Source organism: Kaistia defluvii (genome assembly GCF_040548815.1).
GTDB classification, from domain to species: Bacteria; Pseudomonadota; Alphaproteobacteria; order Rhizobiales; family Kaistiaceae; genus Kaistia; species Kaistia defluvii_A.
Window position 1 is genome coordinate 2,328,964 of the sequence record NZ_JBEPSM010000001.1, and the last position, 26,608, is coordinate 2,355,571.

26 protein-coding genes are annotated in these 26,608 nt (G+C 66.8%); 8 read left to right on the forward strand and 18 right to left on the reverse strand.

All coding sequences use genetic code 11. The features are described from left to right. Window position 1: 1 nt before the first annotated feature. The 7 genes from ABIE08_RS10945 to ABIE08_RS10975 are packed head-to-tail and all read right to left on the reverse strand — an operon-like array spanning window position 2 to window position 5,752. Complete coding sequence (locus tag ABIE08_RS10945; RefSeq protein ID WP_354550929.1) at window positions 2–3,100, reverse strand: complex I subunit 5 family protein; 3,099 nt, start codon at window positions 3,098–3,100, stop codon at window positions 2–4. Beyond that, window positions 3,094–3,468: a sodium:proton antiporter gene (locus tag ABIE08_RS10950; RefSeq protein WP_354550931.1), complete on the reverse strand. Its 375-nt coding sequence runs from the start codon at window positions 3,466–3,468 to the stop codon at window positions 3,094–3,096. The genes ABIE08_RS10945 and ABIE08_RS10950 overlap by 7 nt, the downstream gene beginning before the upstream one ends. Window positions 3,469–3,484: 16 nt before the next feature. After that, complete coding sequence (mbhE, locus tag ABIE08_RS10955; protein WP_354550932.1) at window positions 3,485–4,363, reverse strand: hydrogen gas-evolving membrane-bound hydrogenase subunit E; 879 nt, start codon at window positions 4,361–4,363, stop codon at window positions 3,485–3,487. Then, entirely contained in the window at window positions 4,360–4,734 is a 375-nt protein-coding gene (gene mnhG, locus ABIE08_RS10960) for a monovalent cation/H(+) antiporter subunit G (protein ID WP_354550933.1), read from the reverse strand. Before mnhG ends, mbhE begins: the two co-directional genes overlap by 4 nt. A gap of 2 nt (window positions 4,735–4,736) precedes the next feature. After that, complete coding sequence (locus ABIE08_RS10965) at window positions 4,737–4,979, reverse strand: hydrogenase subunit MbhD domain-containing protein (RefSeq protein ID WP_354550935.1); 243 nt, start codon at window positions 4,977–4,979, stop codon at window positions 4,737–4,739. Between the two features lies 1 nt (window position 4,980). Continuing rightward, entirely contained in the window at window positions 4,981–5,241 is a 261-nt protein-coding gene (locus tag ABIE08_RS10970) for a monovalent cation/H+ antiporter complex subunit F (RefSeq protein ID WP_266329985.1), read from the reverse strand. Then, window positions 5,234–5,752, reverse strand: a complete 519-nt coding sequence (locus tag ABIE08_RS10975; protein WP_354550936.1) for a Na+/H+ antiporter subunit E — start codon at window positions 5,750–5,752, stop codon at window positions 5,234–5,236. The genes ABIE08_RS10970 and ABIE08_RS10975 overlap by 8 nt, the downstream gene beginning before the upstream one ends. Before the next feature lie 131 nt (window positions 5,753–5,883). Here ABIE08_RS10975 and nikR point away from each other — a divergent pair, with 131 nt between their 5' ends. Next, window positions 5,884–6,417 (forward strand): nickel-responsive transcriptional regulator NikR, encoded by a 534-nt coding sequence (gene nikR / locus ABIE08_RS10980; protein WP_396309084.1) that lies wholly within the window; start codon window positions 5,884–5,886, stop codon window positions 6,415–6,417. Here the strand turns inward: nikR and ABIE08_RS10985 are convergent. The 8 genes from ABIE08_RS10985 to ABIE08_RS11020 form a co-directional block, all read right to left on the reverse strand. Continuing rightward, window positions 6,414–7,712, reverse strand: a complete 1,299-nt coding sequence (locus tag ABIE08_RS10985; protein ID WP_354550937.1) for a DUF1576 domain-containing protein — start codon at window positions 7,710–7,712, stop codon at window positions 6,414–6,416. The two genes, nikR and ABIE08_RS10985, sit on opposite strands and share 4 nt — an antisense overlap. A 153-nt stretch (window positions 7,713–7,865) precedes the next feature. After that, window positions 7,866–8,630: an energy-coupling factor ABC transporter ATP-binding protein gene (locus ABIE08_RS10990; RefSeq protein ID WP_354550939.1), complete on the reverse strand. Its 765-nt coding sequence runs from the start codon at window positions 8,628–8,630 to the stop codon at window positions 7,866–7,868. Beyond that, window positions 8,631–9,401: a cobalt ECF transporter T component CbiQ gene (gene cbiQ / locus ABIE08_RS10995; RefSeq protein WP_354550940.1), complete on the reverse strand. Its 771-nt coding sequence runs from the start codon at window positions 9,399–9,401 to the stop codon at window positions 8,631–8,633. Continuing rightward, a complete protein-coding gene (locus ABIE08_RS11000; RefSeq protein ID WP_354550941.1) occupies window positions 9,398–10,012 on the reverse strand; it encodes a hypothetical protein in 615 nt (204 codons plus the stop codon). Before ABIE08_RS11000 ends, cbiQ begins: the two co-directional genes overlap by 4 nt. Continuing rightward, on the reverse strand, window positions 9,996–10,637 hold the full coding sequence (gene cbiM, locus ABIE08_RS11005; RefSeq protein WP_354550942.1) for a cobalt transporter CbiM: 642 nt from the start codon (window positions 10,635–10,637) through the stop codon (window positions 9,996–9,998). Before cbiM ends, ABIE08_RS11000 begins: the two co-directional genes overlap by 17 nt. Before the next feature lie 73 nt (window positions 10,638–10,710). Further along, window positions 10,711–11,475, reverse strand: a complete 765-nt coding sequence (locus ABIE08_RS11010) for a DUF4198 domain-containing protein (RefSeq protein WP_354550944.1) — start codon at window positions 11,473–11,475, stop codon at window positions 10,711–10,713. 113 nt (window positions 11,476–11,588) lie between these two features. Beyond that, complete coding sequence (locus ABIE08_RS11015) at window positions 11,589–14,684, reverse strand: autotransporter outer membrane beta-barrel domain-containing protein (protein ID WP_354551663.1); 3,096 nt, start codon at window positions 14,682–14,684, stop codon at window positions 11,589–11,591. Window positions 14,685–14,966: 282 nt separating this feature from the next. After that, on the reverse strand, window positions 14,967–15,212 hold the full coding sequence (locus ABIE08_RS11020) for a hypothetical protein (RefSeq protein ID WP_354550945.1): 246 nt from the start codon (window positions 15,210–15,212) through the stop codon (window positions 14,967–14,969). Between the two features lie 277 nt (window positions 15,213–15,489). Here ABIE08_RS11020 and ABIE08_RS11025 point away from each other — a divergent pair, with 277 nt between their 5' ends. Next, the gene (locus tag ABIE08_RS11025) at window positions 15,490–15,861 is read left to right on the forward strand and encodes a response regulator (RefSeq protein ID WP_354550946.1); all 372 of its coding nucleotides are present in this window, start codon (window positions 15,490–15,492) and stop codon (window positions 15,859–15,861) included. Between the two features lie 19 nt (window positions 15,862–15,880). Here ABIE08_RS11025 and ABIE08_RS11030 read toward each other — a convergent pair whose 3' ends face one another. Together ABIE08_RS11030 and ABIE08_RS11035 are read right to left on the reverse strand one after the other, a co-directional pair. Next, window positions 15,881–17,302, reverse strand: a complete 1,422-nt coding sequence (locus ABIE08_RS11030; protein WP_354550947.1) for a PAS domain S-box protein — start codon at window positions 17,300–17,302, stop codon at window positions 15,881–15,883. 232 nt (window positions 17,303–17,534) lie between these two features. After that, window positions 17,535–17,927, reverse strand: a complete 393-nt coding sequence (locus ABIE08_RS11035) for a PRC-barrel domain-containing protein (RefSeq protein WP_354550949.1) — start codon at window positions 17,925–17,927, stop codon at window positions 17,535–17,537. Window positions 17,928–18,215: 288 nt separating this feature from the next. Here ABIE08_RS11035 and ABIE08_RS11040 point away from each other — a divergent pair, with 288 nt between their 5' ends. From ABIE08_RS11040 to ABIE08_RS11065, 6 genes are all read left to right on the forward strand, one after another. Further along, the gene (locus ABIE08_RS11040; RefSeq protein WP_354550950.1) at window positions 18,216–19,118 is read left to right on the forward strand and encodes a hypothetical protein; all 903 of its coding nucleotides are present in this window, start codon (window positions 18,216–18,218) and stop codon (window positions 19,116–19,118) included. A gap of 311 nt (window positions 19,119–19,429) precedes the next feature. After that, the gene (locus ABIE08_RS11045) at window positions 19,430–20,368 is read left to right on the forward strand and encodes a 4-hydroxy-tetrahydrodipicolinate synthase family protein (protein ID WP_354550951.1); all 939 of its coding nucleotides are present in this window, start codon (window positions 19,430–19,432) and stop codon (window positions 20,366–20,368) included. 128 nt (window positions 20,369–20,496) lie between these two features. Then, on the forward strand, window positions 20,497–21,222 hold the full coding sequence (locus tag ABIE08_RS11050; protein WP_354551665.1) for an aspartate/glutamate racemase family protein: 726 nt from the start codon (window positions 20,497–20,499) through the stop codon (window positions 21,220–21,222). Then, the gene (locus ABIE08_RS11055; protein WP_354550952.1) at window positions 21,219–22,325 is read left to right on the forward strand and encodes an NAD(P)/FAD-dependent oxidoreductase; all 1,107 of its coding nucleotides are present in this window, start codon (window positions 21,219–21,221) and stop codon (window positions 22,323–22,325) included. Before ABIE08_RS11050 ends, ABIE08_RS11055 begins: the two co-directional genes overlap by 4 nt. Continuing rightward, on the forward strand, window positions 22,306–22,584 hold the full coding sequence (locus tag ABIE08_RS11060) for a (2Fe-2S)-binding protein (protein WP_354550954.1): 279 nt from the start codon (window positions 22,306–22,308) through the stop codon (window positions 22,582–22,584). The genes ABIE08_RS11055 and ABIE08_RS11060 overlap by 20 nt, the downstream gene beginning before the upstream one ends. Continuing rightward, the gene (locus ABIE08_RS11065; protein WP_354550955.1) at window positions 22,563–23,966 is read left to right on the forward strand and encodes an FAD-dependent oxidoreductase; all 1,404 of its coding nucleotides are present in this window, start codon (window positions 22,563–22,565) and stop codon (window positions 23,964–23,966) included. The genes ABIE08_RS11060 and ABIE08_RS11065 overlap by 22 nt, the downstream gene beginning before the upstream one ends. 302 nt (window positions 23,967–24,268) lie before the next feature. Here ABIE08_RS11065 and ABIE08_RS11070 read toward each other — a convergent pair whose 3' ends face one another. Further along, window positions 24,269–26,599 (reverse strand): molybdopterin-dependent oxidoreductase, encoded by a 2,331-nt coding sequence (locus ABIE08_RS11070; RefSeq protein WP_354550956.1) that lies wholly within the window; start codon window positions 26,597–26,599, stop codon window positions 24,269–24,271. Window positions 26,600–26,608: the final 9 nt, after the last annotated feature.

Below are 26,608 nucleotides of genomic sequence, written 5' to 3' on the forward strand. Positions count from 1 at the left end.
CTCAGCCTGCAATCCAAAAGCCGGCGGGGCCGGTGCTCGCGAGATAGAGCGCGAGGAAATAGAACAGCACCACCATCGCATAGGTCTGCCCGTTGCCGGTATAGACCTGGCGGAAGGTGGCGGCGGTGGCGAGCGTGAAATCGGTGACGCCCTGCCAGAACAGGGTGGCGACCGGCGGCACGGCCACCTCGATCCCGCGGCGATAATAGGCGTAGAAACGCGCCAGATTGCCCGTGCGACCGACGCCGCTGCGATAGACGGCCCAGGCGATGACGCCGAGCACGGCCGCCACCGCGACGGCGATCAGCATCACCGGCGTCGGGTTCCAGTAGCCGTAGATCGTGTAGAGCGACATGCCCTCCCAGACCAGCGTCGAGGCGAATTGCGGGTCGATCGCCGCCGAGACGGGGTCCATCAGCAGCTTCGGATAGAGCGACAGCACCAGGATGCCGACGACCAGCAGCGCCTGCGGCACCAGCAGCGCGAGCGGAAGTTCGCGCACGCTCTCCTGCCCGCGCTGGCGCTTGCCCAGGAACAGGCCGGCGACGAGGCGGATCATGTAGAGGAAGCCGAGGAAGGTGGCGAAGAGGCCGGCCGCGGCGAGGAAGTTCCAGCCCTTGTCGGTCATGGCCGAAAGCAGCAGCCACTTACCGCCGAAGCCCATCAGCGGCGGCAGGCCGGACATCGAAATGATGGCGACCACGAACAGGATGAAGGTGATGGGCATGGCGCGCGCCAGACCGCCCGTCTCGCCGAACGACCGCGTGCCGGTGCGAAGAATGATGCCGGCGATGGCGAGGAACAATATGCCCTTCACCATCATGTGGTTGGCGACGAGATAGAGCGCGGTGACCCAGCCGAGATGGCTCATCAGCGCAATCGCCGTGACGATGTAACCGAGTTGGCTCATGCTCGAATAGGCGAGCAGGCGCTTGAAGTCGGTCTGGCGCAGGGCCATCACCGCGCCGGCGATCGTCGTCAGCATGCCGATCCACGCCATGCCATGCGCGAGTTCGAGCGCCGCTTGCGAGCGGATCGCCAGATAGGTGCCGGTCAACAAGCCGAAGATCGCCACCTTGCTGACCACGGCCGAGAGCATGGCGGTGAAATCATCATCCGCCTCCGCATAGGCGCCCGGCAGCCAGACATGCACGCCGATGGCGCCCGCCTTGATCAGGAAGCCGATGCCGAGCAGCACCAGCGCCGTGGTGGCGTCGGGGCCGGCGGTCAACAGCGCCGAAAGGCTGGTGGTGCCGCTCACCGAGGCGATACCGGCAAAGCCCGCCAGCAGGAAGAAGGCCGAGAGCAGCGAGAACAGCAGGAAGGTCAGCACATGCGGCCCCGCTCCCCTGCCCTTGGCGATCAGGAAGCAGGAGGCGAGCGTGACGATTTCCCAGCTGAAGAAGAATTCGAGGCTGGTCGAGGAGCGCAGCAGCGCCGGGATCGAGAGCAGCAGCACCGCCAGCATCGGGAAATAGCCGGGGCGCGGATCCTCGCGATAGAGGCTGGCGGCGGCGATGACGAGGCTGCCGCCGAGCAGCAGCACGGCAAAAAGCCGGGCGATTCCGGTCGCGCTTTCGGCCAGCCAGAAGCCGACCAGCGCCACGGCGATCAGCATCAGCACGGCCTTCAACCGGCCGGGCAGCCGATCGAGCGCATAGAGCACGACGCCGACGGCAAGCGGCGCGAAGATCCAAAGCGATGCCGCGCCGGACAGTCGGGCAGCGGTATAGCCGGCGACGACGAGCAACAGCGCGATGCCGAAGATCGGCAGCAGCGCGACGAGGTCCGGCCTCGCTTCGGCCCGCGCATCGGACGGGCGCATGGCGCGGACGAACCAATGGAACATGTAGGCGGCTTCAAGCAGCGAGCCGGTCAGGATCACGGCGATCCAGGGCAGCTTGCCGGCGCTGGTCAGTTGCATCACCAGCTCCCACTTGGCCCAGAAGCCGGGGAATGGCGGCAGTCCGGCGATCGCCACCATGAACAGCGCCAGCAGGCCAAGCAGAAGCGGCCGGCCGGAAAGGCTGGTGCGGGCGTCGACATCATCCTGGCGCAAGACGCCGGCAAGCCAGAACAGGCCGGCCTTGGCGAGCAGGTGGTTGACGAACAGGCCGCCGACGACGAGCGGGATCGAGGCCGTGGCGCCGATCTCCGTCAGGAGCGCCAGGGCCAGCATCATCAGGCCCATCTGGCTGATCGACGAATAGCCGAGCATCCGCTGCACCTTGGTCTGCGTGCAGCCGATCAGGTTGGAGAACAGGAAGCTGATGCCGCCGGAGATGGCGATGATGCCGAGCTGGTCCGGGAACAGCGGCAGCAGCTTCATCAGCGCGAAGAAAACGCCGGCCGAAACGCCGACAGAGACCATCGCGGCGATGCCGCTTGGCGCCGTCTCGTAGACATCGAGGCCCCAGCCATTGGCCGGGAACGGTTTCAGCTCGATGACGAGGCAGGCGAGCACCATGATGAGCGCCGCGGTACCAATCGGCCCGGTGATCTCGGCGCGATGTTCGATCAGCGCGTCGATGTTGAGCGTGCCGGTGACGTAATAGAGCAGCACCGAGCCAAGCAGGAACAGCGTCGAGGCGATGACCGTCGCCATGATGTATTTGAACGCCGCCGACATGGCGGCCGCGTGGCGCTCCAGCCCGAGCAGGCCATAGGTAGCGATCGAGACAATCTCCAGGAAGACGAAGAGATTGAACAAATCGCGGGTCATGACCATGCCGTCTATGCCCATCACCAGGATGAGATAGAGCAGCAGCGCGCCGTAATTGCCCTTGAGCCGATCCCAGAGATGCAGCGCACCGAGCAGCGCCACGAGATTGACGCCGAAGGTGAAGAAGCCTTCCCAGAGGCCGAAGCGCAGATTGATCGACATGGGCGGCAGGCCGACACCCGTCAGAACCTCGATCGTCGGTCCGCCCTGCAACAGACCGGCGAACGAGACGCCGCTGACCGCGACGACGCCGATCAGTGCGACGAAGAAGCCGGCATGCAGCCACGGCTTGCCGAGCCGGTAGAGCAGCGGAATGACGAAGCCGCCGCCAAGGCCGAACAGGAAGATGTTCAGCGGATGGAAAAGCGCGTCTACCATTTCGACTCCGTGAACGCGTCGATGGAGAGCGTCTTCTTGGCGGCGTAGAGGCGGATGGCGTAGGCGAGCATGACGGCGGTCACCGAAAGGCCGATGACGATCGCCGTGACCACCAGCGCCGAGGGGATCGGGTCGATGGCGCGGTGCGGCGCATCGGCCTGGCTCAAGGCAGCGTCGAGGATCGGCGCCGTGCCGGCGGTAATGTAGCCCGTCGCGACCATGACAAGGTGCAGCCCGGTATCCATCACGGCGAAGCCGATGATGATGCGCAGGATATTGCGGTGGGTCAGCATGCCCCAGATGCCGATCAGCGCGAGCCCGAAGCCCGTGATCAGCAGGATGGTGGAAACCGGTAGGCCTGTCGTCATGTCCCGTTTCCCCGGCTCAGCTTCTGAAGCGGTCGATGATGACGCTGAGCTCGGCGCCGACCTTGATGCCGAGCAGCGCGGAGATGAGCGGGATGGCGCCGGCGCTGATGAAGGCGCCGAACTCGCCCTTGGGCAGGAAGCGCGGATCGAGGAAGCCCCCGGCCAGCACCAGGCCCAGAATCCCGAGGCCGACATAGAAGACGCCGGCGAAGGATTCGACGATCGAGAGCAGCGCGACGTTGAGCGTCGCGCCCGGTCGCGCCAACAGCATCAGCATAACGCCGGACGCGACGATGGCGCCGCCCTGGAAGCCGCCGCCGGCCGAGAGATGGCCGTTCACGATGACATAGGCGCCGAAGGTGAAGATCAGCGGCAGCAGGACTTCCGTGCCGGTGCGGACGATCTCGCTCGGCTCCCGCTGCGGCGCCTCATCGTCTTCCGCCGGCTCCGCCGCCCGGGCGGTCTTTACGGCCACGGTGCCGGCTGTCGCGGCGCGGGCGCTGGCATTGGCCTTCGCCGCCGCTGCCCGTGCGGCGGCGGCCCTTGCCGCCTCCGTCCTGGCGAGCACCGGCTTCGCCGCCGGCGTCTTCTCGCCAGCGGCCTTGTCGCTGGAAACCTTGGCGACGGACGCCTTGCCGTCATCCTTCTTCAGCAGCAGGCCGACGCTCGCCGCCACCATGAACAGAACCGCGACCTCGCCCAGCGTGTCGAAGCCGCGATAGGTGATCAGGATGCCGGTGATGATGTTGGGCGTGCCGAGCTCGACCGGCGCGCGGGTGACATAATCGAGCGCCAGCGGCCGCAGCGCGTCCAGTTCGACATAGCCGCCGACCATGCGCGCGAAGATCAACCCGAACAGCACGACGATAGCCGCGACGAGGATGTGGCGCATCATGAGCGCTTCCTCCGTCCGGCGCTGCCAGATGGCGGCCTCGCCCCGCTCTCGCCGGCCTCGTCCTCGGCCAGCATGTCGACGCCGGTGGTCGGGGTCATCGGCGTGCGGATGCGGTAGGCGGCGCGCGACAGCGCGTGCGACGAGATCGGGTTGGTCATCAGCACGAAGTAGATCGCGAGGATCAGCTTGAAGGTCCAGCCGGGGTGGTGGAAGGCGAGCCCGGCCAGCACCAGCATGTTGCCGAGCGTCGTCGCCTTGGTGCCGGACTGGATGCGGGTGAAGGTGTCGGGCATGCGCAGGATGCCGACGCCGGCCGAAAACAGGAAGATGGCGCCGGCCAGGATCAACAGGCTGCCGATCAGCTCGATCATACTCAGCCCTTTCCGTTGCCGGTTTTGCGGATGGCGTAGAGGAAGATGAAGGTGGCTAGGCCGGAGCCGATCGCCGCTTCCGCCATCGCCACATCGGGCGCAGCCAGCAGCAGGAACGACACTGCCGCGAACAGGCTGGCCAAGCCGGACGCCACCATGGCGGGCAGCACATCCTTCAGGCAGACGGCGAGGATGCCGCTGACGAGGATGCTGGCGCAGACCAGGAGGAGCAGGAACTCGAGCACGCTAGAGCCCCTTTTCCAGGAAACGCGCGATCGCCAGCACCGCCAGGAAGCTGAGCAGGCCATAGACCAGAGCCACGTCGATATAGACGAAGCGGCCGGAGACATGCGCATAGAGGGCGATCAGCGAGATCGAGATGACGGTGAGCATGTCGATGGCGACGATGCGGTCGACCAGCGTCCTGCCGATGACGAGCCGTATGACGCCACACAGGATGGCGAGGAAGATCAGGATCGCGGCGATCTGGATGATGAACTCAGCCAAAGACTTTCTCCAGATGCGTCTCGAACGGGCCGGCGAGCGCTTCGGTCGCCTTGTCGAGATCGGTCGTCTGGACGTCGAGCCAGTGGATGTACAAGGTCTCGCCCTTGATATCGAGGACGAGCGACCCGGGCGTCAGCGCGATGGTGTTGGCAAGCGCCAGCCGGCCGATCGGCGATTTCAACTTCGTGCGGATCCTGACCACCCCGGGATGGATATCGATGCGCGGGGCGTAGACCACCCGCATCATGGCAATGTTGGCCTTGACCAGCTCGACCAGGAAGGTGCCGCTATAGGCGAGGAAGTGATAGAAGCCGGCCGGCGTCCAGCGGATCCGGCGCCAGGCGTCGCTGCTCGAGGTGAAGACATAGGCCAGCGCCAGGGTGATGACCGCGCCCAAAATGGCGACCTCGACGGCCAGCGTGGAATTGGCCACCATCCAGACGACGAACAGCACCAGCCAGAGGCTGAGCATGCCCTGCGGCGCGATGGATTTCCGACTGTTTTGATCCATGTCATTCACCCCCGAGCGACCCAGCAGACTCTAGATTGCGGCGATGTCGCATGCAATTCGCAGCGAGATGCTGGAGACGGCGCGCCATTCATTTTATGCTAACCATGACAAATATTTAGGGAGAAGCGGCCATGCAGCGCGTGACGGTGACGATCGACGACGACCTGCTGGAAGGCATCGACGCACTTTGCCAGAGCAAGGGCTATCAGAGCCGGTCGGAAGCGCTGCGCGACATCATCCGCTCGGAGTTCTCGCGCGCCCAGGCGGCGGCGACCGAGGCCGCCGGCGCGGACGAGATCTGCCATGCGACGCTGACCTACGTCTACAACCACGAGACCCGTGCGCTGGCGAGCCGGCTGACCACCAACCACCATCACCATTCCGACATGTCGATCTCGACCACCCATGTCCATATGGACCATGACAATTGCCTCGAGGTCTCGATCCTGCGCGGCACGGTGTCGAAGCTGCAGGCCTTCGCCGACAGCGTGATCAGCCAGCGCGGCGTGCGCCATGGTGCCCTCCACATCATGCCGGTCGAACATGCCGAGCCGGAACAGGGCCACACGCACCGCCATCACCATCACGACGACGGCCACGACCATGGCCATGGGCATCGTCACGATCACGCTCATGGGGAGGATCCCGGGCACAGCCATGACTAGAGCTTCTCTTCCGGCTTGTCGGCCTTGCGCCACTGGATCGCCGTGATCACCGGTGCCAGCACGGAGGCGACGATGCCGGCGGCGAAGCCGTTATTGTAGAGATTGAGCCCGCCATGCAGCACGCCGACCGCCTGCGCGGCGGAGGAATGCACGAAGCCGGCGACGATGCCCCAATACCAGCCGAAGCGGCCGGCGATCGGCGCCAGCGTCGTGCCGAACAGCGCCGCCAGCACGATCGACGGGTCCGACGCGCTCCAGGGCTTGGCCAGCGAACCGATGAAGACGCCGACCATGATCGGCAACACGTTCTTGGGATGCTTGCCGTAGGCGGCGAAGCCGACCATCGTGAAGATCGCGCCGATCACCGGGCCGTTCAGGTCGCCGCCGACCAGCAGCACGTAGACCATGCCGATCGCGCCGGTGAGGCCCATGTTGACGAGCGTCGGGCCGATGCCGACCAGCGCCACGAAATCGCTCGGCGACTGGCCGGAGAGCGCCAGGATCTCCTTCATCTTTCCAAGCGACGCGCGGTCGACATAGAGGCCGCCCGCGATCAGGCCGAGAAACAGCACGGTCAGGAACGAGCCGAGCAGCCAGTTGTTGCCGGTGGTCCAGATGAAGACCGGGTCGGGCACGAAGCCGTAGGACTTGTAGATAGCGACGACCAGCGTACCGACGATGCCGGCGGTGAACCCCATATTGTAGAGGCTGAAGCCCATATGGGCTTTGAACAGCTGCGCGGCGGCGGGCGGCAGCATGAAGCCCATCAGCAGCCCCGTCGCCAGCCCGAGCGGCAGGCCGATCGACATCGGAATGGCGGTCGAGAACAGGATCTCGGAGAACACCGGCGCCAGCGCACAGCCGAAGAAGGCCGTGTTGATATGGGCCGCGAAATCCTCCTGCTTGTAGAGCGAATAGAGATAGACCCCGCCGATGATCGGCCAGATGTTGAGCAGGTTCTTGCCGAACAGGCCGAAGCCCAGCACCAGCATCAGGCAGGCGATCGAGGCGCCGCCGATCTTCGCGCCGGCGAGGCGGTAGATTCCGGCGGAAACCAGCGTCAGCAGGCCGGCGTTGACGAAGGCGGCGCCCATGCCGCCGACGCCGATATAGTCGGTGATCAGCGTATCGCGGGCGAGCAGGATCTTGACGAGGCCGGGCACGATGTCGCCCGGCGGCGAGACGACAAGGCCGAACACCACAAATAGGACGGCGACAAGGGCGACGATGCCGAGCAGGCCATCATTGGAGAGCTCGGGCGTCGCCTCCTGCAGGGTCGCGTTCGATGCGCTCATCGTGTGATTCCGTCGCCTGATCCCCCGTGACCTCGCACGGCAGGCTCGCCCGTATCATGGCAGAGGCGTCACGGAAATTAAAACCTCTCTGAGCGCCTCAGACTGAGACGCAGCGCACAGGGAGCGGACGTAGAGCCATCCGCGCCGCGACGCTCAGAGGGGATGCGCGCCGAGGCCGACCGGCAGCGATCCCTCGACATCATGCTCGAAATGCACATGGGCATGGCTGTGGTGGTGCGGATGCTGGTGGACGCTGCCGCGATGGCCGCGCCCATCCTTCAAAAGCAGCGCGCAGGTGGCGAAGCGGGCCATGAAATGCGCGTCATGCGCCACGATGATCATCGCCTGCGGCAGCGCTTCGAGAATGTCGCTGAGCCGGGCATAGGCATCGGGATCGAGCCCCACCGTCGGCTCGTCCAGCAGCAGCACTTCCGGCTGCATGGCGAGCACGGCGGCGATCGAGACCAGCCGCTTTTCACCGCCTGACAGCCGGTGCGTGACCCGGTCGGCGAGATGGCCGAGTTCGAGCGAGCGCAGCGTCGCCCGCGCCGTCTCATAGGCCTCCTCGCGCGATTGCCCGAGATTGAGCGGCCCGAAGGCGACGTCCTCGATCACGGTCGGGCAGAAGAGCTGGTCGTCGGCGTCCTGGAACACGAGGCCGGCGCGCACGCGCACGCTGCGGAAGTCCGCCTCGGAGCGCCGCACCGCGCCAAAGGCCTCGACCGTGCCGGCGCTGGCCGGGATGAAGCCAGTGATGACATGCAGCAGCGTGCTCTTGCCCGCGCCATTGGCGCCGAGCAGCACCATGCGCTCGCCGGGATTGAGCACGAGATCGACGCCGTCGAGCACGGGTTTGGCGGCGGCATAGCCGGCGACGATGCCGGAAAGGCGGATCAGCGGCGGGGGCAGCGCGTTCATTCAGCCGAACTCCAGCCAGGCCAGCGCAATCAGCAGCACCGGCCAGATGAGGATGAAGAGACGATCGGCGCGCTCCAGCCGGCGCTGCGCGAAGGCGCGAAACTGGCCGGAAAAGCCGCGCGCTCGCATCGCCCAGGCGACGCGCTCGGCCCGCTCGGCGCTGCGCAGCACCAACATGCCGAGCAGATGGCCGAGGCTGCGCCAGCTATGGCGGTTGCTGCCGGCGCGAAAGCCCCGCGCCCGCATGGCCCGCCGCAACCGGGCATATTCCTCGTGAAAGACGCCGACATAGCGCACGGTGAGCTGGAACAGATGGGCGATGCGCGGGGGCACGCCGATGCCGCTCATCGCGCCGGCGAGCCGCATCGTGCCCATGGTCGAGAGCAGCGCGGCCGCCATCAGCACGCCGGCATTGACGCGGACGATGATGACGATGGCGCGGCGCACGCCCTCTTCCGAAACCGGAAGGCCGAAGAGGCTGAAAAGCGCATGGCCGGGCATGGTGAGCGGCAGGGTTAGCAGCAGGAACAGCAGGAAGCCCTCGACCGCCGTCAGCCGGCGGAGCGTCGCGCGGAACGGCAGCCGGGCGAAGAACGCGGCGGCCAGCGCCGCCAACAAGGCGGCGATGAGAGCGGGCGCCGTATGCAACACCGCCAGCAGCGCAAGGAAGGTGATTGCAGCCGCCAGGCGGACGCGCGGATCGATGGCGGCGAGCGGACCTGCATCGCGGTTTTCCGCGAAGATGGCCGCGGCGCTCGCCTTGCCGCTCATGACTGGCGATCTTTCGCAGGACGGCGCGACTTCAGGAAGGCGACCAGCCCGAAAATGCCGACGATGTAGCCGATGCCGCCGATGATGTCCTGGATCCGCAGGGCGGATTGCAGCGCGTCGATCTGGGCGGCGAGCGGCGCGACCTTGCGCGCCACAGCGTTCTCGAGATCAGCCATCGACACGGCCGGCGCGGCGGCGGCAGGCATCGCGGCGTCGACAGGCTTGGCATCGCCTGCCAGCGCGGCAGAGGCAGGTGGCACGGCCGCGGGCGGGTTCGAATCCAGCTCGGAGGCCGCGACGGTGAAGCGCGCGACATGACCGTCTTCCGCGTCGACCGTGACGGTGATGTCGCCAGTTCCCGTCGCCTTCAACGCGAATTTGCCATCCGGCCCCGTCTTGCCCGATTGCAGCACCTTGTCCGCCGTGTCGCGCAGGGTGACGTCGACGCCGGCGGCCGGTCCGCTGCCGACAAAATAGGCCTCGCCCTCGATGCTCGACCCGATCGCCGAGGCGAACACCTTGAGTCGGTGCGCCGAGGCGGGACTGGCGGCGACGAGAAGCGCCGCCGTCGCCAGCAGCAGCAGGCGGAAGCGATCAGGACGACGCGGCAATCTTGCCTCCCCGCCGCAGGGCGCGCGCGCCGAGCATGTCCGGACTGACGCGAGCCAGGAAGCCGCAGGCAAAGGCGGTGATGACCGCCTCGCCGACCAGCAGCGGGCCATAGGAGAGGAGCACGATCCGCGCCGAGAGCGTGTAGCTGGAATCGCTCAGCGTCAGCACCAGCGCCACCAGGACGGCAGTGGTCGCGACCGAGAGCGCCGCGACGACGGCGCCCACCCATGCGGCGCGGCGCGGCGTGGCATGGACGAGCAGAGGCGCGAACAGCATCGCCCAGAGCACGCCAGGCAGCGCGATATCCATCGTGTTGACGCCCAGCGTCGTGACGCCGCCGAAGCCGAAGAAGACCGTCTGCAGCACCAGCCCGACGAAGACGGCCGGCACGGCGGCCCAGCCGATGATCAGCCCCATCAGCCCGGACAGCAGCAGATGGACGCTGGTCGGCCCGACGGCGACGCTGATCAGGCTCGCGACGAAGAACAGCGCCGCCAGAACGGCGACGCGCGGCAGGCTGTCCTCGTCGAGCTTCTTCAGCGCATAGGCCAGGGCCGCGGCGGTGACGACGCCGCCGCCCGCCAGGACGGGGACCGACAAGACGCCATCCGGAATGTGAGCCATAACGTCCTGGTCCCTCGCTTACTTCACCTCTCCCTGGGGGGAGAGGCGAAAGCAGGCCTCCCCGCACAGGGCGCTATTTCATGTCCCGGGCCTGGACCCAGATCAGACCGCCAAGCTCGACCGGCTTGGGCTGGCCTTCCGGATCCGGCAGCTGATAATCGGCATCGACCAGGGCGGCGAAACCCCACCAGCCGGCGCGCGGCATGGCGTAGTGGAACACGCCCTGCCCGTCCGCCTTCACCACCTGGGTGACGTAGGCATCGGCCGGCGGCGTGACGGAGCCGTCATTGACCCACTCGACCTCGACTTCGGCGAACGGCACCGGCTCGCCGTTGCGGCGCACCACGCCGCTGAACACATTGCCGGTCCAAAGGCCGTTTGGGCGCGCCAGCGGCTCGATCTCGACGGGAAGGCCGACCGGCCGGTCCCAGTCCGAACCCCAGCCGAACGCGTCGACCACGACCTTGGCGTAATGGATGATCGACTTGCCCTCGGCCGGCTCCCAATAGGGCTTCGGCTCGACGAAGAAGGTGTAGGCGCCGGGCTTGGCCGGCTTGTAGCTGGTCTTCCAGGCCATCTTGCCGTCGCGCGGCGCCTCGACCAGCGTTCCCAGCAGATCCGTCTCCCCCTCGGACGTCACGACGCCGAAGCGCACGGGCCTCGCCATGTCCATGGTCGGGCCGCGATCCATCGGATGGGTGAAGACGAGGTTGAGGTCCAGCGCCTTGTCCTCGGCGCCGAAATTATCGGTCGAGGGCAGGATTTCCTGGAAATGCGCCTGGGCAAGGGAGGGAGCGGCGATGGCGGCTGCCAAGGCGATGATGCGTACGAACTTCACAACCAATCCTCACATCCAGACCGACTGAATGTGAGGATTGTATCGGAACGTCATACGCGTCAAGCGGCGGCTGCACGTTTTCGACGTGGCCGAACCGGTTTATGCAACCGGCGTCAGTAAGCGATGTGGACGCCGAGCTGCACGGCATGGCTGTCCTCGCCGGCGGCGAAGCGGCCGGCATAGTTGACGAAGCCGCTGGCGCCATAGACCAGGCCGAAATCGAGACCGGCATCCACGGTCGCCGCATCGCGGCTGGGCCCGATGCCGGCGATCTGGAACGTGTCGCTGCCGGCAAAGGCCATGCCGAGCGTCGGCGTCTCGTCCGAGAAGGAATGCGTCCAGGCGACTGCGACGCGCGGCTTGATCCAGAGGCCGTTATCGAGATCGAACCGATGGCTAGCCCGAAGGCCGAGCGTGGTGGCGCAGCCTGAGAGCGCGCCGCCCGCCGAGGTGAGATTGGCGGCGCCGGCGCCATCCTCGGTGAAGCCGTCGAGATCGGTGCGGCCGCAGGCGAAGCCTGCCATCGGCTCGACCTCGCTGGCGCCGAAGCGCAGGACATAGCCGAGCTCGGCGAAGGCCTGCCCGGTCCAGCCGCCATAGCTGCTCTTGGCCGTGCCGCTGAGCGTGGAGACGTGGATCTGCCGCTCGACGTCGAGCTCGTGCAGCGCCATGGCGACGCCGCCGCGCACGCGCAGCGCCTCGTAGTTCCACTGGCCGTAGCCGGCCAGGATGAAGGATTGCAGGTCGGCGGAGCTGTCGCGGTCGTCGAGCGAGATCTGGCCCTTGTCCATGCCGACGGCGAGGCCGACGCGGACGTCCTCCGTGGTGCGGTCGATACCGGCCATGACGCCGGCCGAATTGCGCGACCCGCCGGCGGCATTGCCGTCGCCGTCGAAGTTGGACTGCGCGCCATAGCCGGTGAGCCACGGCGTATAGCCCTCGACCCAGCCGGAATTGCGCATCCGGTTCAACAGCGTCGTCCGCGTCTGCTCGCTCTGCGCCTGCAAGGTGCCGAGCGCGGTCGCATGGATCTCGCCGGAGAGGTTGTCGAAGGCGGCGCGCGCCGTCGCCACTTCGAGCGGCAGCACCGCGTCATATACCGCATTGCCGGCGCCGAGCTGCTCCACGGCCCCGCCCGTCGCCCTCTGGTTCGGCGTCGCGCCGACCGAGGCGAAGGTCGTGTCGTTGCGATCCAGCGTCAGGCTGATCATCTGCGTCGTCTGATCGAGCGTCGGGTCCAGGAAGGCGTAGTCGGAAAGCGTATTGCCGAAGGTGCCGGTGATCGTGCCGGTGGCGGAAAGGATCGTGTAGGAGGTGCCGACCTGCAGCGGCACGGCCGAGACCGCCAGCTTCAGTGTGCTGCCATCGATATCGACGTCGCCTTCGACCGAGACCCGGCTCATGCCATTGGCCGTGACGGTGGTGCGCAAGGTTGCGGTCGCTTGCAGCGCCAGGTCGCCCCGGATCGTGAGGGTGCCGGCTGGAGACGCGGCATTGCCGCCGGAAAGGATGCCGGCGACCGTGGTCGCTCCCACCGTGCCGATGCCGGATAAAGTACCGTTCGCCCCGACCACGACGGAGGAATCGGCGATGCCGCCATCGACCTGCAGCGTGCCGCCGGTGATCGTCGTAGTGCCCTGGTAGCTATTATCGGCGGTCAGCGCCAAGGTGCCGGCGCCGAACTTGTTCAGCCCGCCCTCACCCGAGATCATGCCGGAAAACACCGTCGAGGTGCCGTCGCCGCCGACCGAGAGCGCGCTGGTCGCGGCGTTCAGGGTGACCGCGCCGGCGCCGGCCAGCGAGCCGATCGTCGCCTTGAAGCCGGCGAGATCCAGCGCCGCGCCGGCGGCGATGGTGAAGGCGGACTTTTCCGCCAGCGCGCCATTCTTCGCCGCCTGCAGCGTGCCGGCCTCAACGTCGGTGCGGCCGGTATAGAGGCTGACGCCGCCAAGGCTGAGCGTGCCGGTGCCGACCTTGACCAGCGAACCGCCAGCGCCGCCGCCAATGCCGCCATCCTCGATGGTGCCATCGACCGTGGTCGAGAGATTGCCGCTGCCGACGGTCAGCACCTTGCCGCCGAGGCGGAAGGTGCCGGCGCCCTCGATGGTGCCGACGGCGATGCCGCTGGTGACCTGCGAGAAATCGACCGTCGCGTTCTCGTCGGCGATCAGATAGGCGGTGCCGCCCGTCGCGTTGCCGGCAAAGGTGGTGAGCCCGCCGCCGCCCGTGGTGATCTTGGCCGCGCCGGCCGAACTCGAGCCGGAGAAATCGACGCGGCCGGCATTGTTGATGGTCGATTGGGCCGCCGTGCTGTTGCCGGAAAAGGCGACCGCCGAGCCCATATTGTTGATCAAATCGGACGAGCCGGCCGAGCTGGAGCCGGAAAAGGCGACCGAGCCGCTATTGCCGATGCGGGCCGAGCCGGCCGTGCTCGTTTCGGTGAACAGGATGGAGCCGCCGGCATTGTTGGCGACGAAGCCGGTCGCCGCCGTGCTGCTGCCCTTGAACGTTACCTGGCCGCTGTTCGACAGCAGCGCCACGGCGCCGAGCGAGGCCTGCTCGGAGAAGACGATAGCGCCGGTGGCGTTGTTGGTGAGCGTCGCGATGCCGGCGCTGCTGGTGCCGGCGAAATTGACGATGCCGCTATTGTTGAGCGAGGCGCCGGCCAGGGTGCTGGCGTCGAGGAAATCGACGACGCCGGTAGTGTTGTTGGTGATCTCGGCCGTACCGGCGGTGGCAGCGTCGGTGAATTCCATCTTGCCATTGACGGTCAGCTTCGAGGTGCCCGCCGTGCTGGTGTCGGCGAAGGTGAGCGTGCCGCTGGCATTGGTGACGAAGGTGCCGCCGCCGGCCGTCGACGAGCCGCTGAACAGCGTGGTGCCATTGTTGGTGACCTTGGCGGTGCCGGCGGTCGCCGTGCCGCTGAAACCAAGCGAACCGCCGCCGTTGTTGACGATGGTCGAATTGCCGGCCGTGCTGGTCTCTCCGAAAGACAGGCTGCCCGTACCGTTATTGGTCAGGATGGCGTTCGCGGCGGTGCTGGCATCGTAGAAATAGGTCGAGCCGCCGGAATTGTTGATGATGTTGGCCTGGTCGGCGGTGCTGGTGTCGTTGAAGCGGACGGTATCGCCGTCATTCGCGGTGATCTGTTCCGACCCGGCCGACTCGGTGCCGTTGAACTCGCGATCGGAGACCGCCTGCGCCGTCATCGGCAGCAACAAGCCCAACCAAAGGGGAGCGAAGGCCCAAGAGAGAGTGCGCCACGGCCCGGAACGGCGCGGCGCGACCGGCCGGGATGCGACGAAGCGGTCTGCCTCGCGCCGACCGGAACTGAAATCTCGCCGCCCAACCATATTGCCGCCCCGACACCTGCCATAGGCCCCAAGGCCTTGCAGAGCCATCGGGATTACCGACGATAGGTGACGCGAAGCGCCTTAAACTATGGTTAACAAGGGATTGATTGTCCCCGCCGGCAGCGGCGGCAGGCCCGATTAGCGCGACAGGCGACGGGCGTTGGCGCGCACGGTCTTGCGATAGGTCTGCACCACGCTGTCGAGCGAAGCACCGCCGGCCATCCGCACCGAGGACTGCGACGCGGCGAGAACCTTTTCGCGCAGCATCAGCTCGGCTTCGCGCTGGGCATCCCGTCCGCCCGCTGCGAGCGTCATGAGGCGCAGGAAAATCACCTGCTGCGATTCGAACGCCAGCATATTGAGATTGAGCCAGGTATGGAACATGAGTGGTCTCCGCGAGACCGTAGGCGAGACATTCACCCCGGCTAGGCTAAAGCTTCCGCGGGACAAGTTGGTTCCCAAGGTCGTTCCTGGAAGCGTCCTCTTAACCTCCTGGTGATATTGTGACGCCAAGACGTGACTTGCCGGAACGAAATCGGAGCTAACTCCGTTGGACGGTTCATAGCAACGCAAGCATGACGCAAACTATCGTCGCGCCTGCTGAGATATTCGGCCCGGTCGCCAGTGTCCGGGTGTTGCCAAGGTTGGGTACCCTATTGTGATGAGCATCTCCAATGGACCACCCGTCATTCTCGTCGTCGAGGATGAAGGTCTTGTTCGCATGGCAGCAGCGGACGATCTGGTGGAAGCCGGCTTCAAGGTCATTGAAGCGGCAAATGCCGACCAGGCGATCAAGATGCTTGAGGCGCATCCGGAGATAACCATCCTGTTCACGGACATCGACATGCCCGGCTCGATGGATGGGATCCGCCTGGCGCATGCCGTGCGCGAGCGCTGGCCGCCGGTAAAGCTGGTCCTGGTCTCGGGCCACCAGTCGCCGACCTCCGACATCCTGCCGACCGACAGCGCCTTCTTCGCCAAGCCCTATGACATGGGCCGGGTTTCGAAGGCGCTATGGGACATGACGGGCTAAAAACACCCCACGCCGTGTTTCAGCCGAGCTGATCGCGCGCGATGGCGAGATGGATCGCCAAGCCGTCCAGATCCCAGGCATATTCCAGCGAGCCGGCCAGTTGACCGACCACGACCCGGTTGGCGAGCGTGCTGCCAAAGCCCTGGCGCTGCGGCCGATGTGCGATCTTCGGGCCGCCGAACTCCCGCCAGTCGACGGCCAGCATGCCGTCATGAACGGCCCAGCTTACCTCCACCCGCCCCTCCGCCGCCGATAGCGCGCCATATTTGGCGGCATTGGTGGCGAATTCGTTGAACACGAGCGCTAGGCTGGCCACCGCGGAACCGTTGACGACGATATCCGGACCGGCGAGCACCAGGCGCGGCGTGCTTTCGTTATCGCCCCGATAGGGCAGCAGGATCGCCTGGATCAAGTCGCGCAGGTTCTGTTCCCCGCCGCCCGTGTCGATGTCGTCGATCAGCCCCGGACGGGTCAGCTCATGCGCCCGCGTCAGCGCGTCGAGCCGCTCGCGGACGGATTTCGCCAGTTCGGCCGGCGTCGTGGCGGCGCGCGCGCTCATCGACACGATCGAGCCGGCAATGGCGAACAGATTCTTGATGCGGTGGCTCATCTCGCGGACGATCAGGCGCTGCTGCTGCTCCGCCTGGCGCCGATCGGAGATGTCGCGCGCAATCTTGGAGGCGCCGATGATGCGGCCGCTGCGGTCCCGCACGGGAGAAATCGTCAGCGAGATCTCGACCAGGCTGCCATCCTTGCGCCGGCGCACCGTCTCGAAATGGTCCACCCGCTCGCCATTGCGGATGCGCCGGAGGATGGCGGGCTCCTCATCCTGCCGATCGGGCGGGATCAGCAGCGCGATCGGCTTGCCGATCATCTCCGCCGCCGTGTAGCCGAACAGGCTTTTGGCGCCTGCATTCCAGCTGACGACGATGCCGTTCAGGTCCTTGCTGACAATGGCGTCATGCGAGGATTCGACGATCGCCGATAGAACGGCGGCCGACAGGTTCGAACTTTTGCGCTCCGTGATATCGACCAGCATGTTGACGCCGCCGACGATCGCGCCGTTCGGATCCCGCAGCGGGGTGGGATAGGCCGAAAAATGCACGCGCGTGCCATCTGGTCGCTCGGCCACCGCCTCGGCGCCGCGCAGGGGGCGGCCCTCCGACAGCGCCACAGCCATGGGACAGGCCTCGTGCGGCAATGGCGAGCCGTCTGGCTTCTGAAGGCGCCAGGCGCCGCTCCATTTTTCCGCATGCAGGACAGGACGGCGCCCCCATAATTCTACGGCCGCCTCGTTGAACGAGGTGATCCGGCCTTGGGAATCGACCGTATAAATAGCTGCGGGGAGCACGTCCACGAAGTCCCGAATCTGGCCGAAACTACGCGTCATCCGGTCAAGATCGGTCAGTTCTGCTTCGCCATGCGACGGTTCGTTGATCATATCGCCCAATGCAGGACCCAATCTGCCCTCCCGGAGTCCGTCACTGTCTCATCTATAGGTCGTTGAACCGATCCACAAATCAAGCGGCATCGCGCCTGTTGCGGAAGATGGTAAATGCGCATCGAAGGAAAAGGCTCCGAGAGGACAACGGCCATCACAAAGCGAAAAAGCCCCGCCAATCCTGGCGAGACTTTCCCGATCCGTGCAGTTCAGACGACGCGAGGCGGAACCGTCATTCTGCGTATTTGAATTCTGGAGCGGCGGTCAGGCTCTCCTTGGTCGCAGCGCGGAGAATCGTCTTGCCCTTCTGGGTCGTGTCGAGATCCATGTAGGGAACGGCGACGAGCTTGGAGCCGATGCCGAGGAAGCCGCCGACCGAAAGCACGGCATAGGGCACCTGCTGGTTGGCGGTCAGGATCAGGTCATCGACCGAACCGATATTGTCGCCATTCTCGTTCTCGACCGTCGATCCGATGATCTTGGACGCACGCCAGCCCGTGGCGATCGTAGCCGGATCCAGCGTTGCGACACCGACCGTCTCCTGCGGCGCGGGCTTCGAATCCTGCGCCATGGCAGGAACCGTGAGAGCCGCGAAAATGGCCAGGGCGGTGAGGGTCTTCGTCATGTTGATCCATCCTTATTGGTAGAGTGACCGTTCAATTCGAACGATACCGGATGGTTCCATTCCCCTGGAGCTTATCCACAGCGGCGCCGAATTCATCCGGATGCTATTGCCGACCAACCGCCGCAACACAATGTTGAGAGTGCGGGAACCAAACAGTGCCCTCCCCGTTGAACTGCCGATAATTTCAACTAGGAGGCTGTTATGGGTCGCGGTATCTTGCTTTGGCTGCTCGGTGTGCCAATTCCGATCATCATTCTTCTCGCTCTGTTCTTCAGATAGGGTGAAAAGATGGCCATCATCGAAGTAGAATCGCCGTCTCCGGCACCGGAGTCGTCGCAATCTGCCGTGTCATGGAGTGCTATTTTCGCCGGCGCCGCAGCAGCGATCACGGTCACTCTCGTCATGGCCCTGCTGGGCTCGGGCCTTGGACTGGCCGCGGTGTCTCCGTGGGCAGGTGAAGGCGCCTCGGCAACCACCGTTGCGGTCTCCACCGTGATCTGGCTGCTGATCACGCAGTGGGTTGCCTCCGGCTTCGGCGGCTACATCACCGGCCGCCTCCGCACCAAGTGGGTTGGCATCCACACCGACGAGGTGTTCTTCCGCGACACCGTCCATGGCTTCATCGCCTGGTGCGTCGCGACGATCATCGTGGTCGGCCTGCTTTCTTCCGCGATTGGTTCGGTTGTGTCCCAGGGCGTGCAGTCCACGACGGCGCTGGTTTCCGGTGCGGCCCAGGGCGCTGCGCAGGGTGCTACCTCGTCGACCAGCAATGTCGGCGATCCGAGCGGCTATTTCATCGACCTGATGTTCCGCCCGGCAACCCAGACTGGCGCTGCCGCTCCGGTTCAGGGCGATGACGCCGCCGTTCGTGGCGAAGTCACCCGTATCCTGCTGCAGGACGCCACCGCGGGTGAATTCCCGCCCGGCGACAAGGCCTATCTGGCCCAGCTGGTTTCCAGCCGGACCGGCATGCCCCAGGCGGATGCGGAAAAGCGCGTCAATGACGTGCTGGCCCAGATCCAGTCCGTCAAGGACAAAGCCAAGGAAGCGGCCGACACGGCCCGCAAGGCAGCCCTGACGACCTCGCTGCTGTCGGTTGTCGCCATGCTGGTCGGCGCCTTCATCGCCTCGGTCGCCGCCGCTTATGCCGGCAGCCGTCGCGACGAGGATACCGTCGCCGTCCGTCGCTAACCGTCCCTCTCGGACCCCGAATGCCGCCGCTCACAGGAGCGGCGGCATTTTTTTGTGCCCACGCCGGGGATCGGCCTTGCCGCGCTCCGCGAGCTGTACTGCCTGGCCAGCAAGAAACGTCTCTCATGAGCCCGATCGCGAGCAAATCCTACACGCCAATGGCGTCACAGCCGGTGCGAAGCTCGTTGACGAACAGTCATTTCAAATGCATGTTTCAATCCGAAGACCGAGATGCCTGAAACGAGGTTTCTTGGATGGGTGGCGCGCCTCCCGGGCGAGACGGCCGCGAATGGCTTTCGGAGACAGACACAATGAGCAAGATGCGTATTGAAGGATCCTTCGTCGCCCTGATCACCCCGTTCAACGCGGACGGAACGGTCGACTTCAAGGCGTTCCAGGATCTGCTGAAGTTCCAGGAAGACAACGGCACCGCGGCCGTTCTTATCCTCGGCTCGACCGGCGAGATCTCGATGCTCAGCATGGAAGAGCGCCGCGAGATCATCTCGAAGACCGCCAAGATGAAGACCGGCGGGATGAAGCTGTTCTATGGCTGCACCGGCGGCGACACCAAGACCTCGATCGACCTCGTGCGCTTTGCCAAGGGCGAAGGCGCCGATGGCGCGATCCTCGCGGCCCCCGCCTATATCTGCGCCTCGGAAGCCGACATCGAGCAGTATTTCCTCGATATCGCTGAGTCGACCGAGCTGCCGATGGGCATCTACAACAACCCGCCGCGCGTGAAGACCGATCTCGGCCACGAGGCGCTGCTGCGGCTGTTCCAGCATCCGAACTTCGTGGTTCACAAGGAATCGACCGGCCGCGTCGGCCAGGTGGCGCAGGTGATCGCCGGCAACCCGGACGTCGCCATCATGTGCTGCGACTCGCCCAATCTCGGCCTCGTCGTGCCGACCATGGCGCTCGGCGGCCACGGCACCGCCAACATGACCGGCAATCTCGCCCCGGCCGAAATGGCGGCCTTGTCCAAGCCGTGGACGACCGACACGGACGGCTTCGCCTTCCGCGAGAGCTACATGCGCCTGCTGCCGCTGCTGCACTACACCTATTCGGCCATCAACCCGGTCGCGGTGAAGTCGCTGATGAAGGCGGTCGGCCTGCCGGCCGGTGACCTGCGTCGCCCGCTCACCGGCCTCAAGGGCCCGGCGCTCGACAAGGGCGTCGAGATCATGCGCACGCTCGGCCTGCTCGACCAGTACGGCCTCAACGCCGCAACCCGGATCGCTGCCGAGTAACGACCTCCCAGGGCCGGAAGGCGGCCGCCTCCCACGGCCGCCTTCCCCGCGGCGCCTTTGCTGCATCGGCCACGCGGTCCTATGCGGCGCGCCGGCCCCAAGTTTGTTCCAGTGACGGAGAGCAGGCCCTGACGACGGTATCCGGTACGAGCCTTGGCCTGCTGATCCTCGACACCGCCTTCGCGCGCGCGCCCGGCGACGCCGGCAACATCGACAGCTGGAGCTATCCGGTTCAGTACCGCATCGTGCGCGGCGCCGATGCGCTCAGGGTGATCGACGGCCGCGCCGAGGGCCTGCTCGACGCCTTCATCACCGCCGGCCTCGACCTGGTGGCGCATGGCGCCAGCGCGATCTCCACCACCTGCGGCTTCCTCGCCCTCCACCAGAAGGCGCTCGCCGCCGCCCTCCCCGTCCCGGTGGCGACGTCGAGCCTGCTACAGATCCCGATCGTCGAGCGTCTGCTGCCTCAGGGGCGCACGGTCGGTGTGCTGACCATGGACGCGGCCAAGCTGACGCCGGACCATTTCGCCGCCGTCGGCGTCGATCATCCCGTGCCGACGGAGGGCCTGCCGCGCGACGGCGTCTTCTGGGGAATGATCCGCGACAACCGCAACGCCGGCCACGCCGCGCTGCGCGACGAAGTCATCGCCGCCGCCCGCAGGCTCGCGGCGCGGGCGCCGGAGATCGGCGCCATCGTGCTGGAATGCACCAACATGCCGCCTTATGCCGCCGAGGTTTCGCGCGCACTCGGCCTGCCGGTCTATGACATCGTGACGCTGGGCGACTGGCTGATGGCCGGCGTCAAACCGCGCGTCTATCCGCAGGCGCCGCACGAGCCGGGGGACGCGGCGTGAGACGCGCCATCGTCATCGGGGGCGGAATCGTCGGGCTTTCGCTCGCGGTCGGCATGGCGCGCACCGGGCTTTCCGTCGTCATCCTGGACGGCTCCGACCAGGAGCCGCGCGCCTCCTATGGCAATGCCGGCCTCGTCTGGGTGCAGGGCAAGGGTGCCAACCACCCGCCCTATGCGCAATGGAGCCGGCGCTCGGCTGCGCTCTGGCCAGCCTTCGCCGCGGAACTGCTGGCCGCGACCGGCATCGATCCGGAATATGACCGCCGCGGCGGCTTCAGCCTCTGCCTCTCGGACGAGGAACTCACGTCGCGCGCGAACATGGTCGCCAGGCTCTCCGGCCAGCCGGGCATCCCCGACGATGTCGTCATGGTCGACCCCGCCTTCATCCGCGAGCGGCTGCCGAAGGTCGGGCCGGACGTGATCGGCGGCAGCTGGTGCCCGGCCGATGGCCACGCCAACCCACTGCTGCTGACGCAGGCACTGGCCGTGCAGGCGCGCGGGCTCGGCGTCGAGATCCTCCGCAACGAAAAGGCGCTGTCGATCGGCATGGCCGGGTCGCAGCTCACCGTCTTCTGCGCGGAAAACCGCTATCCGGCCGAACGCGTCGTCGTCGCCGCCGGCCTCGCCACGCAACCGCTGGCCGCCACGGCAGGCATGCGCGTGCCGCTGAAGCCGGTGCGCGGCCAGATCGTCGTCACCGAGCGGCTGCCGCCCTCGATCGCCCACGCGACGCCGACGACGCGGCAGGCTCGCGCCGGCAGCATCATGTTCGGCAACAGCCATGAGGATCACGTTGTGACACCCGGCACCACGCTGCCGATCCTGGCTAGCCACGCGCAGCGCGCCATCCGCGAATTCCCCTTCCTCGCCGCGGCGCGTGTACTGCGCAGCTGGGGCGCGATCCGCGTCATGCCCGCCGATGGCATGCCGATCTATGCCCGCTCCGAGACCTGCCCCGGCGCCTTCGCCGTCGCCTGCCATTCAGGCATCACGCTGGCCGCCGCGCATGCGGAGATCGTTGGCCCCGCCATCGCCGCCGACGCGCTGCCGGCCGAACTCGTCACCCTCTCCTCGAGGCGCTTCGATGCTGCGCTCGCTTCTTGACCCCGCCGATGCGCGACTGACCGTCACCGTCGACGGCCAGCCTTTCGACGCGCATCCGGGCGAGACGGTCGCCGCCTGCCTGCTGCGCCACGATCTGGTGCCGATGCGGCAGACGCCAAGCGGCCAACCGCGCGCGCCCTACTGCCTGATGGGCGCCTGCTTCGAATGCACGGTCGAGTTGGACGGACGAAGCAATGTACAGGCGTGCCTGACGCCAGTGCGCGACGGAATGGTGATATGCCGGAATTTGCGCGCGTAGACCCGGCGACGGATGTCGCCATCATCGGCGCCGGTCCGGCCGGCATGGCGGCCGCGATCGAAGCGCGCCGCCACGGCCTCGGCGTCACCGTGCTCGACGACCAGCCGGCGATCGGCGGCCAGATCCTGCGGGGGATCACGCACACGCGACGCGTTTCCTACGAAGCATGGGGGCAGCCACTTGCCACCGCTTTCCAGCAATCCGACGTAGAGCATGTCCGCGGTGCCAGCGTCTGGGCGCGCGATGGCGACACGCTGGTCTACGGTGTCGAGGGCCAGACCTGCCGCCTGCAGGCCGGCGCCGTCATCCTCGCCACGGGATCGATGGAAAGGCCGGTCGTCCTGCCCGGCCATACGCTGCCCGGCGTCGTCACCGTCGGCGCGCTGCAGGCGCTGCTGAAGGGCAGCGCCGCCGTGCCGTCGGGTCGTTTCGTGCTGGCCGGCAATGGCCCGCTGCTGCTGCTGACGGCGCTGCAACTGCTGGAAGTCGGCGCGCCGCCGATGGCCATCGTCGACACCACGCCGCGCGGTCGCTTTCTCTCCAGCCTGCGCCATGCGCCGGGGCTGCTCGGTGACCCGGCGCTGGCGATGAGCGGCATCAAGCTGCTCGCCCGCATCCGCGCCGCCCGCATTCCGGTTTTCCGCCATGCTACCGATCTGCGCGTGCTCGGCATCGACCGCGCCGAGGGCCTGGCGTTTCGCTCGAAAGGCCGAGAGCACCAGCTCGACGCAAGCCTGGTGGCGCTGCATGACGGCGTCGTGCCGAACGACCAGCTTGCCGTCTCCTTCGGCTGCGCCAGCCACTGGAATGCCGAAACGCAGTGCTATGCGATGACCACGACGGACGAGGTCCGCGCCTCGGTCCCCGGCATCTGGCTTGCCGGCGATGCGGCGGCGATCTCGGGCGGCTATCTCGCGACGCTGACGGGCAAGCTCGCGGCGCTCGATATCGCGCGCGAACTGGGTGCCGTGACCACCGAGGCGCATGCGGAAGCCGTGGCGCCCCTGCTGGCGGAACGGCGCAGGCGCCTGCGGGCGCGGCGCTTCGTCGACGCGCTCTACGCGCCGACGCTTTCGGCAGCCAAGGCCGATGGCGCGGCGCTGCTCTGCCGCTGCGAGGAAGTGCCGGTTTCGCGCATTCGCGCCGCGATCGCGCAAGGTGCCACCGGCACGCGGCAGGTCAAGGCGGCGACGCGTTGCGGCATGGGCCCCTGCCAGGGCCGGCAATGCACCCTGTCGCTGGTGAGCGTGCTAGCCGAGGAACTGGGCGCCGCCGTCACCGATTTCTCCCGGCCGAGCCTGCGCACGCCCGGCCGCCCGATCACGGTCGCCGAACTCGCCGCCAGCCACACGGGCCAGGGACATACCGGCTCGGACGCCTAGGCGAATTCCGCTTCTCTTCTTGAATCCGCTCGAACCCCACCCCCATCATCCTGAGGTGCTCGGCAAAGCCGGGCCTCGAAGGAGGGTCCAGGGATCACCCGGATGAGGCCGGAGGCACGGACATTCGTCGAGGGCCTCGGCGCTACGCCGGCCCCTCCTTCGAGGCTTCGCTGGCGCGAAGCGCCTCAGGATGATGGTGGAGCGGGTGAATCGGACAAATCTCACCAAGCGCACCGGGCCCGACAACAAGCGCTGGCGAGCCCCCTCGCCGCTTGCGGGAGAGGGTTGGGGTGAGGGTCTGACTAGGCCGCCGCTTCGATCGGCGGCTGGGCCAGGACGGTGATCGGAACGGCTTCCTGTTCGTGGCGCGCGACCTCGACCAAGCAGGTCTGGGCGCTCGGGCCCTGGCCAAGGCGCGACGTGCCGATGTCCTTGGTCAGCGCGTTCGGATTGCCATGGTTCTCGATCAGCCCGCCGGCGCCGTCGGAGATCGGGTTGAACGTCGCTCCCGTCGGCAGGCAGACGACGCCCGGCATGATCAGCTCCGAAATGCGCAGGCCGGCCAGGCAGAGGCCGCGATCGTTGAAGACGCGGACGACGTCGCCATCGGCAAGGCCGCGCGCGGCCGCATCGGCCGGGTTCATGACGAGGCCGGTCCGGTCGCGCACCTTGTTGCGGCGGCTCGGCGCGCTCGCATCCATCTGACCGTGCAGCTTGTCTTCCGGCTGGTTGGAGATCATGTGCAGCGGATAGCGCTCGGCCAGTTCCGACCCAAGCCACTCGGTCGGCTCGCGCCAGACCGGCAGGCCCGGACACTCGGAATAGCCGAAGCCGGCGACTGTCTCGGAATAGATTTCGACCTTGCCCGAAGGGGTGGCCAGCGGGTGGGCGACGGGGTCCTCCCGGAACGGCTCGTAGAGGTTGAAGCCGCCCTCGGGATCCGGAATCCGGACATGGCCCGCCTCCCAGAAGGCGTCGAAATCGGGCGGGTTGAACCCGCGCTCCGCCATCTTCGAAGCAAAGCGGCCATAGATGACGCGCAGCCATTCCTCTTCACTGCGATTCTCGTGGAATGCGGCGCCGACGCCCATGCGGTCGGCCAGCGCGCTGAAGATCTCGAAATCGCCGCGTGCCTCGCCGACCGGCTCGATCGCCTTCTGCATGGCGAAGAGATAGGGGTCCCGCGAGGAGCCGCCAATGTCGTTGCGCTCAAGCGGCGTCGTTGCCGGCAGCACGATGTCGGCATGGCGCGCCGTCGCCGTCCACCAGGGCTCGTGCACGACGATCGTGTCGGGCCGCTGGAACGCCTCGCGCAGGCGGAATAGGTCCTGGTGATGATGGAACGGATTGCCGCCAGCCCAGTAGACCAGCCTTGTATCGGGATAAGGAAAGCTCTTGCCGTCGAATTCGCACGGCTCGCCGGGCCGCAGCAGAAGGTCGGCGATGCGCGCCACCGGGATCTTCAGCTCCCCCGGCACCTTCGGCACCGACATGCCGGAGATCGGCAAATCATAGAGCGGCGCGCCCATGCCGTTCATCGAGCCGTAGCCGAAGGCGACGCCGCCGCCCGGCAAGCCGATCTGGCCCAGCATCGCCGCCAGCGCCACGAGGCCCCAATAGGGCTGCTCGCCATTTTCCGCGCGTTGCAGCGACCAGGCGGCGGTCAGCAGCACCCGCCGGTCGAACAGGCTTTCGGCGAAGCCGGTGATCGCCTCGACCGACAGGCCGGTGATCGCCGAGGCCCAGGCCGGATCCTTGACGATGCCGTCCTCGGCGCCCTGCAGATAGGCCAGGAAGCGGTCGAAGCCGACGCAGTAGCGGTTCACGAAATCCATGTCGGTCTTGCCGTGGGCATGGACCAGCCAGGCCGTCGCCAGGATCAGCGCCATGTCGGTGCCGGGGCGGATCGGGATCCACTCGGCCTCGATGACGTTGGCGGTGTCGGTCTTCAAGGGCGAGATGTTGACGAAGCTGACGCCGCTCTGCGCCGCCTTGTCCATCCAGCCGCCATAGGGATGCAGGCCGCCGCCGCCCGAATGGATCTTCCAGTTCTTGCCCGCGATGCCGCCGAAGGCGACGAAGCGCTCGCAGTTTTCCAGGATGGCCGGCCAGTCCGTGACCGGGCCCGCCACCGCCGCCATGTCGCCCAGCACATGCGGCAGCAGCCGCATCGCGGCGCCATAGCTGTAATTGGTCACCTGGCCGGTGCAGCCGCCGATCGTCGCCAGGAAGCGGTGGACCAGCGTGCGCGCATGATGCAGCCGCCCGGCGCTCGACCAGCCATAGGAACCGCCGAAGATCGAGGGATTGCCATACTGGCTGCGCACCCGCTCCAGCTCTCGCTGGACATGGCCGAGCGCCTCGTCCCACGAAACCTCGACGAAGGTGTCGTCGCCGCGGCCGAAACCCGGATGCGGCAGGCCGCGCCCGACCGTCTCCAGCCAGCCGCGCCGGATCGAGGGCCGGCGGATGCGGTTTTCGGCATAGACCATTTCGGGCCATGCATCGATCAGGTCGTTCGGCTGCGCATCGCCGGCGAAGGGCGAAACGCTGACCAGCCTGCCATCCTCGACATGGGCCGTGAACGCGCCCCAATGGGCCAGGGACTGGAACTTGCGGCTGGTCGTGGTCATGGTTTCACC